The 15,820-nt window shown below is 41.4% G+C and carries 11 protein-coding genes; 1 reads left to right on the forward strand and 10 read right to left on the reverse strand.

All coding sequences use genetic code 11. The features are described 5' to 3' along the window. Nucleotides 1–55: 55 nt before the first annotated feature. The 7 genes from HMPREF9073_RS05955 to HMPREF9073_RS05985 form a co-directional block, all read right to left on the reverse strand. Nucleotides 56–1,282, reverse strand: a complete 1,227-nt coding sequence (locus HMPREF9073_RS05955) for a hypothetical protein (protein ID WP_009750718.1) — start codon at nucleotides 1,280–1,282, stop codon at nucleotides 56–58. A gap of 11 nt (nucleotides 1,283–1,293) precedes the next feature. Then, nucleotides 1,294–1,965, reverse strand: coding sequence for a DUF6796 family protein (locus HMPREF9073_RS05960; protein WP_034555506.1), 672 nt, complete (start codon nucleotides 1,963–1,965; stop codon nucleotides 1,294–1,296). A gap of 81 nt (nucleotides 1,966–2,046) precedes the next feature. Further along, the gene (locus tag HMPREF9073_RS05965) at nucleotides 2,047–3,270 is read right to left on the reverse strand and encodes a hypothetical protein (RefSeq protein ID WP_009750720.1); all 1,224 of its coding nucleotides are present in this window, start codon (nucleotides 3,268–3,270) and stop codon (nucleotides 2,047–2,049) included. Nucleotides 3,271–3,301: 31 nt separating this feature from the next. After that, nucleotides 3,302–5,023, reverse strand: a complete 1,722-nt coding sequence (locus HMPREF9073_RS05970) for an ABC transporter ATP-binding protein (RefSeq protein ID WP_009750721.1) — start codon at nucleotides 5,021–5,023, stop codon at nucleotides 3,302–3,304. A 22-nt stretch (nucleotides 5,024–5,045) separates the two neighbouring features. Then, nucleotides 5,046–6,779: an ABC transporter ATP-binding protein gene (locus HMPREF9073_RS05975; protein WP_009750722.1), complete on the reverse strand. Its 1,734-nt coding sequence runs from the start codon at nucleotides 6,777–6,779 to the stop codon at nucleotides 5,046–5,048. 72 nt (nucleotides 6,780–6,851) lie between these two features. Further along, entirely contained in the window at nucleotides 6,852–7,658 is an 807-nt protein-coding gene (locus tag HMPREF9073_RS05980; protein ID WP_009750723.1) for a class I SAM-dependent methyltransferase, read from the reverse strand. A 3-nt stretch (nucleotides 7,659–7,661) separates the two neighbouring features. Next, a complete protein-coding gene (locus HMPREF9073_RS05985) occupies nucleotides 7,662–9,986 on the reverse strand; it encodes a TonB-dependent receptor (protein WP_009750724.1) in 2,325 nt (774 codons plus the stop codon). A gap of 213 nt (nucleotides 9,987–10,199) precedes the next feature. On the opposite strand from HMPREF9073_RS05985, the gene HMPREF9073_RS05990 reads away from it, so the two are divergent. Beyond that, nucleotides 10,200–11,162, forward strand: a complete 963-nt coding sequence (locus HMPREF9073_RS05990; protein WP_009750725.1) for an AraC family transcriptional regulator — start codon at nucleotides 10,200–10,202, stop codon at nucleotides 11,160–11,162. Here the strand turns inward: HMPREF9073_RS05990 and HMPREF9073_RS05995 are convergent. From HMPREF9073_RS05995 to HMPREF9073_RS06005, 3 genes are all read right to left on the reverse strand, one after another. Beyond that, complete coding sequence (locus HMPREF9073_RS05995) at nucleotides 11,157–12,674, reverse strand: GH3 auxin-responsive promoter family protein (protein WP_009750726.1); 1,518 nt, start codon at nucleotides 12,672–12,674, stop codon at nucleotides 11,157–11,159. The genes HMPREF9073_RS05990 and HMPREF9073_RS05995 overlap by 6 nt on opposite strands. Before the next feature lie 83 nt (nucleotides 12,675–12,757). Next, nucleotides 12,758–13,726, reverse strand: coding sequence for a glycoside hydrolase family 130 protein (locus tag HMPREF9073_RS06000; protein WP_009750727.1), 969 nt, complete (start codon nucleotides 13,724–13,726; stop codon nucleotides 12,758–12,760). Nucleotides 13,727–13,759: 33 nt separating this feature from the next. Continuing rightward, entirely contained in the window at nucleotides 13,760–15,805 is a 2,046-nt protein-coding gene (locus HMPREF9073_RS06005; protein ID WP_009750728.1) for a UvrD-helicase domain-containing protein, read from the reverse strand. Between the last annotated feature and the right edge of the window lie 15 nt (nucleotides 15,806–15,820).

The raw sequence follows: 15,820 nt of genomic DNA on the forward strand, positions 1-15,820 counted from the left end.
CTTGTTTATAAAAGAAGAGCCCGTTAGTAACTTCACTAACGGGCTCTTCTTTCATTTAAAATGCGTGAAAAAAGGCAGGGTTGCCAGTGGTGGTGAGTACTTGTTCTACCGCTCCAGTGGTAGGGTTATAGGCAAAAAGTCCTATCTTATCAGTGCCGAAAGCCCCGAAAAGTATATTGCCATTGTGTTTGGTGATGAAAATACTATGCCCATCGGTTAGAGGTATACCATTTATCTGACTGATGGTTTTAGCACTGAGGTCGATGAGTACAGCCATTGCATTTTTAGCGGTGTAGGGGTTTGACCCACCGAGTTCTACTATACCCACATAAGCTACTGCTTTACCATTGCCTATATACTGACAGTTATACACGCTGGCAGGCTTGTAGGTAGTGCCTGCGATGGTGGTAGTGGAGATGTCCCACGATTTGCTGCTATCAAACTCAGTACTGCCTTTGGGAATGCAGAGAAAACCGCATTTGGTATTGTCCTTAGAATACCCAAAATAGCCTGCAGTAGCGATATAAATATCACCTGCTTCATTGGTAAAGAGCATTCCTTTGCATTGCGCCATTGGGCGGGTAGGGAAGGTGAGTTTGGTAGTGGTTTCGGAGACTACTTTTTCTACTACATCAGTTTGAGGGTTGATGATCGCTACGTCACACTGCTGATAATTGGCATAAGGCTGCCAACCTGCTCCAGGGTCGATTTGGTTGAGGCATAGATAGTATTTGCCATCGCGGAGGATACCCATAGCAGGCTCAGGACTGCTGTCGCCGTGAGCGTATTGGGCGAGATTGATTTCTCCTGTTTTTTGCATTGTTTGTGGGTTGATAATCCACACTACACCTTGGGTATACATAGGCACGTAGGCTTTGGTAGCGCTTACTTTCTCAAGGTGACCTACCATTGAGTTAGAAATTCCTGGAAGGGTAGCTCCTTTGGTAAGTTTTTGGGTAGTAGGGTCGTACGTCCAGCGAACTATACCACCTACCCCTTTCATAGTATCGAAGAGGTATACATCATTGCCTTCTACTTGTACTGAAGAGCCAAAATCTACTTGCTCAGCTTGGCTATTGTTGAGACTTCCTGAGAGGGTATTAAAGAGCTGTATATACGAACTACCGCTCATACCATCGGGGTTCTTCACTGAAGTTTCTAAAAGGTATTTTCCTGAACTTTTAGAAATGATAGCCGATTCTGAATTGTTGTTGTCGTCTTTTTTGCAAGAGACCAATAGCAATGCTAATGAGCACGCTGTTAAAAATACTTTTGAATACATAAAATTAGTTTTTAGTTATTATTATTAGTTGTTAGACTTGTCTGACCTTTAAAAAGAAGCAACCCTATAAACATCAGGGTATTACCCAAGCTGATAGCCGATACATTCAATCCGTTTTTAATAGCCGAATCTGGCGACAAATAGGCTATAAGATGAATGATGCCAATACCTATAAACATATTGAAAAGGGCTGCTATGCGAGGATAAACAGTCTTTTTCCTTACAAAAGCTATGAACTGTGAGATGTTCATCAGTAGAAAAAAGACGATAAAAATGTAATAGCAAGGCACTAATACATTGTTAGAAAAGGTAGTAGCTACATTATGGGCTAAGATTGCATCGGTGGAGTAAAGTTGTTTGTAGATAAGCATCACCACAGCACAATTAAGGTGCACCCCACAAGCTGCCATTACTAACCACCCCCAGATACCTACATTGTAAAGTTTTGAGAGCGTTTTACTACCTTCTTTCATCAACTTGTAAATTTGCCAATATCCTATGCATTGCAAAGGGATGCCAATTACACCTAAGAATCCTCCCCACATAATGCGCGATAGGGGTAAGGTAAGTGAAAAGTTCATCAGTGATTTTTCGGGGTTTTCTACCTGAATGTACCCCAATAACATATCACCGGAAAAGGTAATAAGTGAGGCTATTAAGCCTAAAATAAATCCTTTTTTCATATATAATTTATGATTAACTTTGGCAAAGTCCAAGAACTTTGCCAAAGTTTGCAACGTTATAAATTGTCTATGAGGCTCGCACTAAAATGCGTAGAAGAAGTCGGCGCCTCCCTCTGTATTCAGCACTTGCTTGCTGATACCGGTAGCAGGGTTGTAGCTAAACAAACCTCTTTTGTCTGTACCCGATACACCAAAAATCACTTCGTTGTTGTTTCTACCGATAAACACACTATGGCTATCGGTATAAGGGATACCATCAATCTTCTTGATAGTTTTAGCGTTGAGGTCTATCAATACGGCAATTCCATTTTTATCGGTGAAAGGGTCTTTTACATTCAGTTCAGCAGCACCTACAAAACCTACTGCTTTGCCATTACCTAAGTATTCCACACTATAGATAGTTGCAGGTTTATAGGTAGTACCTTCAATAGTAGTGTTGGATATATCCCAACTCTTACTGCTATCAAACTCGGTAGCCGATACAGTAGTACTTTGAGGTATGCACACAAACCCTGAATGGGTATTTGCGGGATTGAACCCGAAATAACCAGCACACATTATATATATATCTTTGTTTTCGGTGGCGAAAATACAAGTTTTATATGAGGGTTGAGAAGGCATAGCCAAGTGAGTAGTGGTTTCTGATATTACCTTTTCTACCTTATCAGTTTGTACATTGATGATGAGTACATCACTTTGGAGATGGTCGGCAAAAGGAGCATAATCAGGTCCTAATTGCAATAGGGGTAGGTAGAAATACCCATCGCGTATTATTCCGTAGCCTGCATCCGGACTGCTGTCGCTGTGGGCGTACCTTTGAATGTCTATTTCACCTGTTTTCTGCATTGTTTGTGGGTTGATAATCAATACCTTTGGTACGTTGTATAAAGGCAAATAGGCTTTGGTATCGCTCACCTTTATCAAGTTGCAGGGCATAGAGTGTGCAGGGGTATCGAATTTTTTACTTTCGGTAAGTTTTTGGGTAGTAGGGTTGTAAATAAATTTTCTCACACCATAACTACCATCAATAGCATCTAATGAATATACCTCATTGCCATATATCATTACACTCGACATATAGGGTACTTGTATAGCTTGTTTGTTGTTTAAAACAGTAGTGGTATTGAGGTCATTAGTAAGTTGTAAGTAAGAACTACCACTTTTACCGTCGGGGTTTTTAAAGGTAGTTTTCACCAAATACTTTCCACCGCCTTCATTAGAAGGAGCAGGTTTGTTGTTGTCGTCTTTTTTGCAAGACACAATGAGCAGAGCGAGGCTGCTGAGGGTTAAGATTACTTTTTTCATTGTAATGTATATTTATAGGTTAATTTATTAGTTAGATATTCCATTCTTTAGCTCTGTTGTGGGCGTTCCACATTCGTTGGTAGAGTTCACTACTTTGCAAGAGCTCGTTATGAGTACCTATGGCGTTGATTTCACCTTTTTCAAAAACGATAATCTGGTCGGCAGTGGTGATGGTGGAAAGGCGGTGAGCGATAACAAGCACGGTTTTTCCCTTGATAAGCTCACTAAATGCCTGTTGTATTTTGTATTCGTTCTCGGGGTCGGCAAAGGCGGTGGCTTCGTCTAAAACGAGAATAGGAGCATTTTTCAAGATAGCACGTGCCAACTGAAAACGCTGTTGTTCACCTCCGCTGAGGTGTACTCCTTGTTGCCCGAAAAGAGTGTCGTAGCCCTTGGGCAAGCTCATAATAAAGTCGTGTATTTGAGCGGCTTGGGCAGCAGCAATCACTTCTTCTTTGGTTTTGTTCATCCCCATACGGATATTCTCGTACATTGTTTGAGCAAACATAAAGCTGTCTTGAAATACAAAAGAGACCATCTGCATCAGCTTTTCAGTAGATAACTGACGAATATCTACTCCACCAATGCTGATGTTTCCTTCTTGTACATCCCAAAAACGCGACAACAATTGCCCCACCGTGCTCTTGCCAGCACCTGAAGGACCTACCAAAGCAGTAATAGAGCCTTCTTTGGCAATAAAGTTGATGTCGTTGAGTACGTAATGTTCGCCGTCGTAGGCAAACGATACTTTATCGAAACGAATATCGTAATGAGAGGGCTCTTGTGGAGTGTGTGTTTCGGGTAGGACGGGAGCTTCGAGTATTTTGTCTATTTGCTGTACGCCTTGCTCGATGAGTTGTAGTTGCATTGCCATATTGCTCATCGCAAACACGGGGCGCATATAACCCGTGCCCAGAATTAGGAAGAAGAGCAGGGTGGCGAGGGTGAGCCCATTGTGAAAATAGAGGTATAAACCCAATGCTAAAACGGGCAACATCGCATTGCTGGCAAAGCTCATAAAGATAGCAAAAGGGGGTGAACTATGGCGTATCCAGTCGCTTACAAAACGATGAAAGGTGAGCACTTTTTTGCCGTACTTATCAAAAGTTTCAGCTGATTGCTGGAAGATTTTCATCACCGGCATAGCACGTACATATTCCACAATGCCTGCACTCATCTCTTCGAGTGAATGGTGGTATTTTTGGGTGAGATTTTGGTTTTTACTGCCAAACATCAGGGGCATTATCACCACCAATACGAGTAGCGGCAAACAGCTGATGAGTGCTAACCGCCAGTCTTCACTAAACAGATAGCCCAAGGTGAGCAGAGGCAAGGCAACGGCTTTTACAAAATCGGGGATTTGGTGAGCTACAAAGGTTTCGATACGTTCTACATCGTCTGAAATTATTTTCTTGAAAGCTCCCGAATTGCGGTGTGAAAGATAACCCATAGGCAAGATGCCTACTTTCTCAGTAATAGTTTTGCGCAAGCCATAGAGAATATTGAAAGCGGCGATATGCGAGAGAATACCCGAAAGCAAAAAGGCTACCATACTCACTATTACCATCACTATAGCATATACCACATACTGTTGGATAGTGGTGAAATTAGGTTGTGATTGGGTGAGTTCTTTAATAATGTAAAACACTAAGGCATAAGGTACAAGGCTCAGCACGCTGTGTATGACGGCTAAGGTGCAAGAGGCTAAGAGTAAAGTCTTGCGTTGTCCTGCTATTTGGAGTAATCGTTTCATAATAAGCTAATTTTCATATTTGCTAATTTGGCAATTTCCATCCTCCAGATTGCTGTTGGAGTGTCCAAAGGCGCTGGTAAATACCTTTTTGTGCTAAGAGTTCGCTATGCGTACCAGCTTCGGCGATTTTGCCATTTTCTAACACGAGTATCTTATCAGCATTTTTGATAGTGGATAGCTTGTGGGCAATCACCACCACGGTTTTATCTTTTACAAGCTCTTGAATAGCCTGCTGAATAAAAATTTCGTTTTCGGGGTCGAGGCTGGCGGTGGCTTCGTCTAATAAGATGATGGGCGCGTTTTTCAGCAAGGCACGAGCAATACTGATGCGTTGTTTCTCACCTCCTGAGAGTCGGTTGCCCCCTTCACCGACGGGGGTGTGCATTCCTTGAGGCAGTTCCCACGCAAACGACAGTACTTGGGCAAGCTCGGCAGCGGCTATAACCTCAGCTTCGGTAGCGTGTGGATTGCCTATTTTGATGTTGTTGTAAATAGTATCATCAAAGAGGTATACCTCTTGAAAAACCTCGCTGATAAGTCCGTAGAAACGTTCTTGCGGAATATGGCGTATATCTACTCCGCCGATGGTGATACTGCCTTTGGTTACATCCCAAAAGCGGGCGATGAGTGAGGCAATAGTGGTTTTACCCGAACCTGAATGCCCTACCAAAGCTACCATATTGTGCTCAGGCACTGTGAAATTCAGATGACTGAGAGTCGTTTTATCCGGTAGATAAGCGAAACTCACATCGTGGAAAGCAATATCGAAATGGGTAGGGAACTCGTTTTTATCAGTTTCCATAGTAGGTTCTTGCAATACTTCAATCACCCTACTGAGGCTCTCGTTCATATAGCGAATCATCAAGTAGTCCACCAATACTACTTTGATAGGACTATAGAGATTATACCCCAAAATGAGGAATACCATTAGTATAGGTACAGTAATCTCTCCGTGTGTGAGGTAGTACAAGCCCAAGGCGAGCATCAGTATAAAAGCAATTTCGAGCACTATAAACGAAAGTGTAACCGTAGGACCTGGGATGGCCTCTAAACGGATGCTCTTTTGGCGGAGGTCGGCGTAGGCTTTTTCGAGAGTGCTATAATTGTCGCCCGTAAGTCCATAGGATTTTAAATGTCGGATGCCTTGTACATATTCTAAGAACTTAGCCGACACCTCGTTGCGGGCTTTCACTTGTGCTCTGCTCAACCCCCATTTATCGACGATGAAAGTGCCGAGCTTTAAAAAAGGAATGATAAGTGGTAAGGCAGCTAATAAACAGAGGGTGAGTCGCCAATCGCAATAAAACAAGAAGCTCGATAGCATTACGGTACCAAAAAGGGCAGCCGCCAGATTGCCAAAACTGTGACTAAAAATATGTTCGAATGAGGCAACATCTTGCATAATTACTGAGCCAATCTCTCCAGGGTCACGCTTTTTGAAGAACCCCAAAGAGAGCTTTTGCAAGTGATTGCCCAACTTTATACGCAATTCTTTAGCAATGTCGTATACGTAGAGATTAGAAGAGACCAAAGTGCGCGAGGCGACAAAGAACTGCAAACAGAGCAAGAGGCACATCAGCCCTACCATCAACCAGATGAGAGAAGTGTTAGGTTGTTCTTTGAAAAGTTCCCATACAATAATGAGCAAAATACCCGACGGTGCTGTGATAAAACCGCTGTGTACAATTTCCCACAACACACTTTTGAGAATCTGCTTAGGATGAAAAGTTGTAATATATTTGAGATTTTCTATCATAGTTTTGTTAGTCTTAAGTTTGCGACAAATTGCCCGTGCGGCTCGCACCAAATTGCCTGTACGGCTCGTACCTCATTGGCAAATTGACAAATTAACAACCCTCTGGTTGAATCGTTTATAAAAATAAGGAATTTTATAAAGCATTCTGAATATAAAAGGATAACGACCTTGGTCATACTCACTCATATAGTACTCTTTAGCCAAATGGATTTTGGGATGCCAACTTTCCATTACAGCACTTTCTTTTTCACTCCACTTAAATTCAGGACGCTGGTCTTTGTCCATCGCGCCGAGTGTATCGTGTTTTTTGGCGTGCCCTACTAAGGCGTAGGCGAGCATATCAAACAAAAAGGTAGCTTCGTCTATTTCATCACAGAGATTGATCATAAAATCTTTTACTTCTCTCTGGCTGAAATACATCAGCACTCCCTCCACGATAATGAGCAAGGGTTTGTGATGTGCTTTTACAATAGGTATCCATTCTCTATCAAAAAGCGACATTTCCAAAAAACTCCTCTGTTCCGTCTCTTCAAAAAACTGACGGCGTAATTGCATCACTTCAGGTAGGTCGAGGTCGTACCAATGGGTTACTTTTGGGCACCCCAAACGCTCGTAACGGGCATCGAGTCCTGCACCGAGTTGTATGACTACCGCATCGGGGTGAGCAGCGATAAATTTGCGAGTCTCTTCATCAATCAGGCTCGCGCGCACGCATACCCCTGCTTGAGAGAATTTAGCTTTCTTAAACTTGCTGAAATCATAGTCTATTTTGCTGATAATCTCAGCAGCTTTTTCATCGCGCAACAAAGGATTGCGCTGTTTTAGTTCGGTTGCTTTTGCCCATAGGGTTATGAGCATTGTTTCAGGGATTTTATTCATAATCTAAAATATCATTCTAATCTTCACTCCCCCATTAATACCAGGGAGTGGACGATTAAATTCCGACAAGGTCTTTTCGTTCGTTACATTGCGCAATTTGCCCGATATAAAGAGTTTGTTATTCAAAAAGCTGTGTTCAAAGCCTATATCAATAGTGGTGCTTCGTGGGATGCGGCGTTTTTGTAATTGGGTCAATTCAAAATCATAGAAATATTCTTCTACAAAAGCCACATCGGCAAAAAGGCGTGTGTTCTGACCGCTACCTCCAAAGAGGTTTTCGCGGTGAAATTCCATTCCGGCGTTTGCCATTAGGTAAGGGATGTTAGGCATACGCTTGTTTTTAGTGGGGTTGGGCACGGTACTGGCGGGCTCGTAGTCGCGGGTGTCGCGCAAGTCTTGGTAAGTAGTATTCACGTAGGCATAGAGCGAGGGGAGTACATCGGCTTTAGCTTCAAACTCTACCCCAAGGGTGCGCATCTCGCCAAAATTCTGATATTGTGCGCCTATAAGTCCGGCGGTGTAGCGTATCATATCCTGCAAATACATATAGAAGAAGTTCATTTCTATTTGTGCATTGGTAGGGTGTTTGCCCGTGAGGTCGAACAATAAACCGAGGTTTGCACTGGCATTGCGTTCGGGTAGGAGGTCGGCACTGGGCACTACACCGATACCGTCGCCCAAAAGCTCACTTTCTGAGGGGATACGCACTTCATAACCTGCTGAGAGTTTTCCCATTAGCGAAGGCAAAAAGCGGTAGCGCATAGAGTTGTTCACCCCCCAATTGTTCTTTTCTAAATCAACATCGTACTTACCAGGCACAAATAATGGTGCCATTTGAGTGTGCATAGTGTATTGGTAGTAGCGTACAGTAAGCGAGTTGAGAAATACATCGTTAAGTGACCGCAAGTCGTAAGTAAGTCCGCTCACCCAGCTGTGCATACGCGAATCGAAATTCACTTGCTTGCCTAAGCTGAGAGTTTTGAGCTCGTCCTTTGGCGTTCCTTTGGCTATGGAAAATACACTGTTGAAGTTGAACGAATGACGCTCATTGATGATATACTCCAAGTTGGTTTTATTGATAAACGATAGTTTTTGGTCATCGGAATCTGAAGGGAAGTTGTAGCCTACCTCGCCTCCGTAACGCGATGGGGTAGGGTAGGAGGTGCCGTCCCATTCATAGCGGCGGGTAGCTTTATCGATAAAGTTCATTTTGGTGAGTACCAATCCGTTGAACATATCAAAGTTGAGCCCTTCGGTAAGGAAATTATCTTTGTTGAGTTTGTTAGCCAAGCCCGCCATAAGGCTCTCACTATAGGCTTCGCGAATATCGTACTCTATACCTTGTACTTCTTTGTAAGTCTTTACCACTACGGGCTCTAACTCCACCTCGTCAAACCACCATTTTTTAGCTTTAAAGCTCCCCCCAACGATGTATTTGTGGTATTTATCGTGATTACGGGTGATGCGCAAACCCTCGCGATAGGGCGAATCGAAAGTATAGTTATTATCGGAAGTGGTATAGCCCCCACCGATACCAAAAACGAGTCCGCGTGCTTTAAGGTTGCGTTTGAAGACCCCTTGCGCCTTGTGAGTGTTGAAGCTCTCGTAACCATAGCTGAGGTCGGCATATTTATCGGGGTATTCGCGAATTACAATATTGATAGCCCCACCCAAAGACGAACCTCCAAAGCGGGCAGGTACCACGCCTTTGTAAATCTCGATGCGGTCTATCATATCAATAGGAATATCGTTGATATCTAAATAGTCGGTTTGTTCGCTCATTGGCAATTCATCGATAAAAAAGCCAATGCGCTTGCCTTCCAAACCACGTACTGAAATGCGTGAACTGCTCCCCACACCTCCAGAGGTGCGCAAGGTTACCCCCACGGTTTTGGCGAGAATGTCCTGCACATTGCTCACTGTGCCCCGCATATTGCTCATATCAATCACCGTTACAGGCATACTCTCTTCTTTCTTTTGGTGAGCGATGCTCTTGCCCGAAACGGTTACCCCGCTTATTTCCTCGGCTTGTTCTTTAAGGCTGATATCCAAGCGCTCTTGTCCTTTTAGATAGATTTTTTTGCTAAACGTTTGGTAACCGAGATAGCTACCTATTACAGTGTAATTGCCTTCGGGGACGCCTTTTAGATAATAGTTGCCTTGTGCATCGGCATTAGTGCCTTTCTTCAATTCTTTGAGGTAGATATCGGCGCCTATGAGTGGTTTTTGGGTGGCTTTATCGGTAATTTTACCCGAAAGTTCAGCAGTATTTTGAGCCCATAAAGAAGAAGTAGTGAGCAGTAATAAAAGAAAAGTTTTGTATAACATAAATATTGGTTTTTATCCATTAAATCATTAACTATCAGTATCTAACCCTTATCTCCTGATACCTGATACCTGACACCTGACCCCTAAAAATTTGGTAGTTTGAAATATATTATTTACTTTTGTTCTAAACAAATGAATTTCAGGAGGCAAAAGTACAGTAAAAAAGAAGACAATTGTTTAATATCCTTAGCAAAGTTTTATATCTGAATAGCTATGATAAATGAAGTAACATTACCATTGGTAACTAATGAAGAAGAGATACAAATGTACTATGGAGGAGTAAGTGAGCAAATAGCTGAATTCCAGTTAGAGCAACAGATCTTAGGCGATCACACCTATTACCGTTGGCAAGCACAAATGAAAGAAGATACTGCTTTTCAAGGGTATATGGATATTCCCTCACTGCGCCTTTATTTTGTTACCCAAACCCATAAAGGTATACAAATAGAGATTGACAAGCGTATTGCTACCGCCAAAGCAGGAACACATAATATATTTTTTGGGTGTGAAGAGTGTTTAGGGAAAGACTTTTTGCACAGAGATGATACTATAGAGGTGATTACTGTAGCGATTAGTGCCGAAAATTTTGCGCAAATGGCTGTTCAATACCCCGAAATCTTTATGGCGTGGTATGAGCGCTATGAGCGTGGGGGTAATTTTATCCTATCCCCCGACCACTCCCTGCCTACCACCTTTGCGATACAAACAGCACTTTGTCAGTTGCAACACGCAACCCTCTTGGGCAAGGCTGCCGGCCCCTATACCGACCTGAAAGTGCAGGAACTTCTCCTTTTACAACTCCAACAATACGAGCAACAACAGTCGCAACCTCACCAATATTGTAAAACCCCAACCGATATACAGAAGATGTACGAAGTGCGCGATCTGCTTACGGCTCAGTTAAACACTACACCCACTATAACTGAGTTAGCGCGTGCTGTAGGTACTAATGAAAAGAAATTATGCTACGGTTTTAAAGAAGTATTTGGCACTACTGTTTTCGGCTATTTATACGATTATAAAATGGAGTTAGCACAGCAACTACTTCTCCACAGTGATAAGAATATCAGTGAGATAGCATTTGCTTGTGGCTATGAGTATGTATCGCATTTCTCTACTGCCTTTAAGAAGAAATTCGGTAGAAGCCCGAAGCAAAAATTGCGTGATTTATCATAAATCACGCAATTTTAGCAATTCTTCTACGTATTCTCTACTGTTAGAAAGTCGGGGGACTTTGTTTTGCCCGCCGAGTTTGTCTTTATGCTTGAGCCAATCGTGGAAAAGTCCCGCGCGTGCGCTGTGTACTTTGGGCTTGTTGAGGGTCATATTGTTGTAACGCTTGGCTTCGTAATCGGAGTTGAGTTTCTGGAGTTCGAGGTCTAATATCTCGGTGAATTGCTCTAAACTCTCTGGAGCCGACTCAAATTCTATCACCCACTCGTGTCCGCCTTTTAGCTTGTCCTGCATAAAGATAGGCGCTACAGTATAATCTATCAAATGACTATTAGTTTGTTCGCAGGCTTTTTCTAAAGCGCGTTCGGCATTCTCAACGATAAGTTCTTCGCCAAATACATTGATAAAGTGCTTGGTGCGCCCCGTAATCTTGATGCGATAAGGTGCTACTGAGGTAAATCGCACGGTATCACCTATAATATATCGCCACAAACCTGCATTGGTGCTAATCACCATTGCGTAGTTCTTGCCTATCTCCACTTCACTCAGCGGAATAGCTTTTTGTTGGGAAGTGCCAAAGGTCTCCATCGGGATAAATTCATAGAAAATACCATAGTCGAGCATTAGCAGCATCTCGTCCGAATTATTGCGGTCTTGAATAGCAAAAAAGCCTTCGGAAGCGTTGTATATTTCGTAATAGCGGAAAGTATCCGAGGGGATAATATTTTTATATTGTTCGCGATAAGGAATGAAACTCACTCCACCGTGGAAATACACTTCTAAGTTTTCCCACAATTCTAATAGGTGTTGTTTTTGGGTATCTTCTAAAATGCGGTTCAGCAATACGAGCATCCAAGAGGGGACTCCTGCAATGCTGGTAACATTTTCGGTTTTTACTTCTTTTACAATTGCCTGTAGTTTGCTCTCCCATTCACTCATCAGTGATACTTTGTTGCTGGGAGTACAACTCCATTCTGCCCAAAAAGGCAAGTTTTCAATTAAAATTGCCGATAAATCGCCAAAATAGGTGCCGTTTTGTTCGTATAATTGCTTGCTACCCCCAAGTCGCAAACTCTTTCCTTTGAAAAGGTTCGAGTCCTCGTTGTTGTTCAGGTATAAGCAAAGCATATCTTTCCCTGATTTATAATGACACAATTGCAGAGCCTCCTCACTCACGGGTATAAATTTGCTTTTGGCATTGGTAGTCCCGCTGCTCTTAGCAAACCACTTGATGGGTGTATGCCAAAACACATTGCGTTCACCGCGCCGAGCTCTTTCAACATAAGGCTCAAAGTTCTCGTAGGTAGTGAGAGGCGTTTCACGCACAAATTGCTGGTAGTTTTTTACTTCGGCGAAGTTGTATTGCTTGCCGAGTTCAGTATCTTTGGCATTGCTGATTAGTTCTAAAAGCACGCGTTCTTGTACCCTATGAGGGTCGAGTACAAACTCTTGTATTTGGTCGATGCGGCGTTTTAAAAACCACGAAGTGATAGAATTAAATAAAGCTAAAGGCATTTTGTTTCAGGTTTCAGGGAATAGGTGTTAGGTTTCAGGGTAGGATTTTGACCCCTGACCCCTGACCCCTAACACCTGATAACTTATAAAGAATTTTCTTTAGTGAATTTTACGATTTCGGAAATACGTCCGAAAGCAACGCCCACTACTGTATCGGCAGCACCGTAGTACACTGCTACTTTGTCTTCTTCGATAGAATGTAAGGCAGCACAAGGGAATACTACATTAGGCACATCGCCGGTAGTTTCGTAGAGAGTGGCAGGCGCCAAGAGGTAAGGCTGTGTACGAGCGATTACCTTGCTTGGATCGTTGAGGTCTAATAGTGCAGCCCCCATAGAGTAGCGGAAACCATTGCAAGTGTTGATCACCCCGTGATAGAACAATAGCCATCCGTCTTTTGTTTTGATAGGCACAGCTCCTGCTCCTATTTTGGTACATTGCCAAGCGCTCTCTATAAAAGGCGTTACTTTCATCACGCAGCGGTGTTCACCCCAGTATTTCATATCAGGACTATAGCTGATGAAAATATCACCGAAAGGTGTATGTCCGTTATCACTTGGGCGGCTAAGCATTGCATATTTACCATTGATTTTCTCAGGGAAGAGTACCCCGTTGCGGTTGAAAGGCAAAAAGGCATTCTCGCATTGGAAAAACTCTTTGAAATCAAAAGTATAAGCAATCCCGATAGTAGGACCACAATAGCCATTACACCAAGTTACCCAATAGCGGTCTTCGATAAACGTTACGCGAGGGTCGTACTTATACTCAGAATGAAGGAAATCAGTATTACCACCTTTCATCACGATAGGTTCGTGGTTGATTTCCCAGTGAATAGCATCTTTACTGAAGCCAGCAAAGATGTTCATTTGTACTGCTTTGTTGTCGCAGCGGAAAACCCCTGCATAGCCGTCGCCAAAAGGCACAACAGCCGAGTTAAAAATACTGTTAGAGGTAGGGATATCATACCTACCGATAATAGGGTTTTCAGAATAACGCCACATTACATCGGTACAACCCGCAGGGCGTTCTTGCCAAGGAATTTTTTGACTCATTATTTTTGTTTTAGTTATTAGTTATTCAGTTTATTAAATTATAGTTTTCGCAACAAAGTTATCAGGAATTTCTTCTAAAAACATCGATTCGTTATTCTTTTCGGTTATTAGGTATAGTTGGTCTTTAGCTCTTGTAATAGCTACATAGAAAAGACGTCTTTCTTCTTCCATTAGCAAATCGTGTTGAGTGGGTTTTACAACTTGGAAAATTCTGTCCTCTAACCAAATATCAGGGAATCCTCCTTTACCCTGAGTGAGCCCTATGATAAAAACAGCTTTGGCTTCTAATCCTTTTGCTGAGTGCATCGTTTTAGCCTGTACAAAAACGCGTTGGGTTTTAAATCGGCTCAAGTAATTGCTAAACATTTTGCTACGCCTATATAGAAATAGTATATCTTCCTTTCTGTAACCCTTATTGAGAAGCTTTTTAACTTCACTCACTACAAAATCAATATTTTCATCTTCATTGCTACCTGCAAAAATATTTACTTTTGTTTCCGATTTTTTATTTGCAAAAATTTCTTTTTCTACTTTGAATTTATTGTGTTTTATCACTTCATTGCTGGCTCCAACAATATGTTCAGTGCTTCTGTAATTCTGATTGAGTTTAATTACTTCGGCATTAGGGAAATACTTTTCAAAGTTGATGATATAATCTACATTAGACCCTCTGAACGCATAGATACTTTGCCAATCATCACCTACGCAAAAAAGTTGATTATCGGTAGTTAAGAGTTTTTTCAGTAATTCTACTTGTAGGTTGTTTACATCTTGAAATTCATCTACCAAAATATATTTATACATCTGTTGATGTTGTTCAGCTATTTCGGGTCGGTGGTTGAACAAATCAATGGTTTTAATAATCATATCTTCAAAATCGAGATATGATTTGTTCACACAATAATCCTGATATTTTTCCATTAGCGGAATCACCAAATTATAAAAATCTCTGATACGCTGATGTGGGTCGGTGAGAGCTTTAACTAACACTTCTTCGGGTGATAGATTTTCAGCTTTAATCATCTTAATTACCCGTAAGGACTGAGTGATAAAATCGTTTAATTCTTTGTGATAAGCATTGAATTCCTCTTCAAAACTCAAAGCGACATCACTGTGATAATTGGCAGGTAATCTATTTTTAACAATCTTATCTAAAGCCGAATTGAATAGTGTAGTATCTTTAGCTTCAACCTCTTCGTATGTTTTAAAAAGAGTTTTGTTAGCCTTTTTGTACTGTTCATCTTTTTCTTTAACAGCAGCACTCATATTGCTGATGTGCTCTAAGTAAATATCGGCTTGCGGGATATAGAAATCAGGGTGAAAATAGAAATCTTTACAGTTGAGATACGGTTCGTATGCAAAATCTATATTGTGTCTATAGAGCCAATCGGCTATATAACGTTCAGATTTAGACCGCACTTTTGTTCCGTTGAGTGAAGTATAATACTTTTGTTCTTCGTGAAACCCCTCTTCTTTTTTATGGGAATGAAAATAGCCGTTATCTACAAAATAATCAAGGATATAGCGTTTTAAGTCTAATAAGTATTCTCTATTGTTAGAATTTTCTTTGAGAATTTTGCTTGCGATTTCAAAGTCGGTTTCAGGAGTATTTTCATAAACAAAATCATCTTCACCTTTACTTTTTTTACTATCGTTTAAAACTTTAAATTGGTTATCGAACTCACTTACACCATATTTGCGAAGTACCTTATAACAGAAACTGTGAAAAGTACTTATAGAAAGGTTGGACAGTCTTTTATTTGCTTTCACAAAATTATCTCGATAGGTATTTTTTTCGGCATCACTAATCTTAGTATTATTCATAAAAGATTGATACAAGCCTCCTTCTTCACTTGAAAAAATGAGTCTGTCAATCATTTCATTAGTAGCATTTTTGGTAAAAGTAATCACTAAGATGTTAGCAGGTTTTACTCTTTTAATATTCATTAGATAGGATAATTTTTCTAAAAGAGTTTTGGTTTTTCCAGAGCCAGCTCCAGCGAGTACTAATAAGCGTTTACTTTCACTTACTACAGCTTCTAATTGTTTATCATTGAGTTGATTCAATTTTGCTTCCATAAAAATGTTCTTAGA

The sequence above is a fragment of the Capnocytophaga sp. oral taxon 326 str. F0382 genome, assembly GCF_000318295.1.
Taxonomy (GTDB): Bacteria; Bacteroidota; Bacteroidia; order Flavobacteriales; family Flavobacteriaceae; genus Capnocytophaga; species Capnocytophaga periodontitidis.

Bases quoted from the DNA above. Each gene is read 5' to 3' on its own strand.
- HMPREF9073_RS05960 (WP_034555506.1), bottom strand. From the start codon at position 1,965: ATGAAAAAAGGATTTATTTTAGGCTTAATAGCCTCACTTATTACCTTT.
- HMPREF9073_RS05965 (WP_009750720.1), bottom strand. From the start codon at position 3,270: ATGAAAAAAGTAATCTTAACCCTCAGCAGCCTCGCTCTGCTCATTGTG.
- HMPREF9073_RS06000 (WP_009750727.1), bottom strand. From the start codon at position 13,726: ATGAGTCAAAAAATTCCTTGGCAAGAACGCCCTGCGGGTTGTACCGAT.
- HMPREF9073_RS05985 (WP_009750724.1), bottom strand. From the start codon at position 9,986: ATGTTATACAAAACTTTTCTTTTATTACTGCTCACTACTTCTTCTTTA.
- HMPREF9073_RS05970 (WP_009750721.1), bottom strand. From the start codon at position 5,023: ATGAAACGATTACTCCAAATAGCAGGACAACGCAAGACTTTACTCTTA.
- HMPREF9073_RS06005 (WP_009750728.1), bottom strand. From the start codon at position 15,805: ATGGAAGCAAAATTGAATCAACTCAATGATAAACAATTAGAAGCTGTA.
- HMPREF9073_RS05990 (WP_009750725.1), top strand. From the start codon at position 10,200: ATGATAAATGAAGTAACATTACCATTGGTAACTAATGAAGAAGAGATA.
- HMPREF9073_RS05975 (WP_009750722.1), bottom strand. From the start codon at position 6,779: ATGATAGAAAATCTCAAATATATTACAACTTTTCATCCTAAGCAGATT.
- HMPREF9073_RS05980 (WP_009750723.1), bottom strand. From the start codon at position 7,658: ATGAATAAAATCCCTGAAACAATGCTCATAACCCTATGGGCAAAAGCA.
- HMPREF9073_RS05955 (WP_009750718.1), bottom strand. From the start codon at position 1,282: ATGTATTCAAAAGTATTTTTAACAGCGTGCTCATTAGCATTGCTATTG.
- HMPREF9073_RS05995 (WP_009750726.1), bottom strand. From the start codon at position 12,674: ATGCCTTTAGCTTTATTTAATTCTATCACTTCGTGGTTTTTAAAACGC.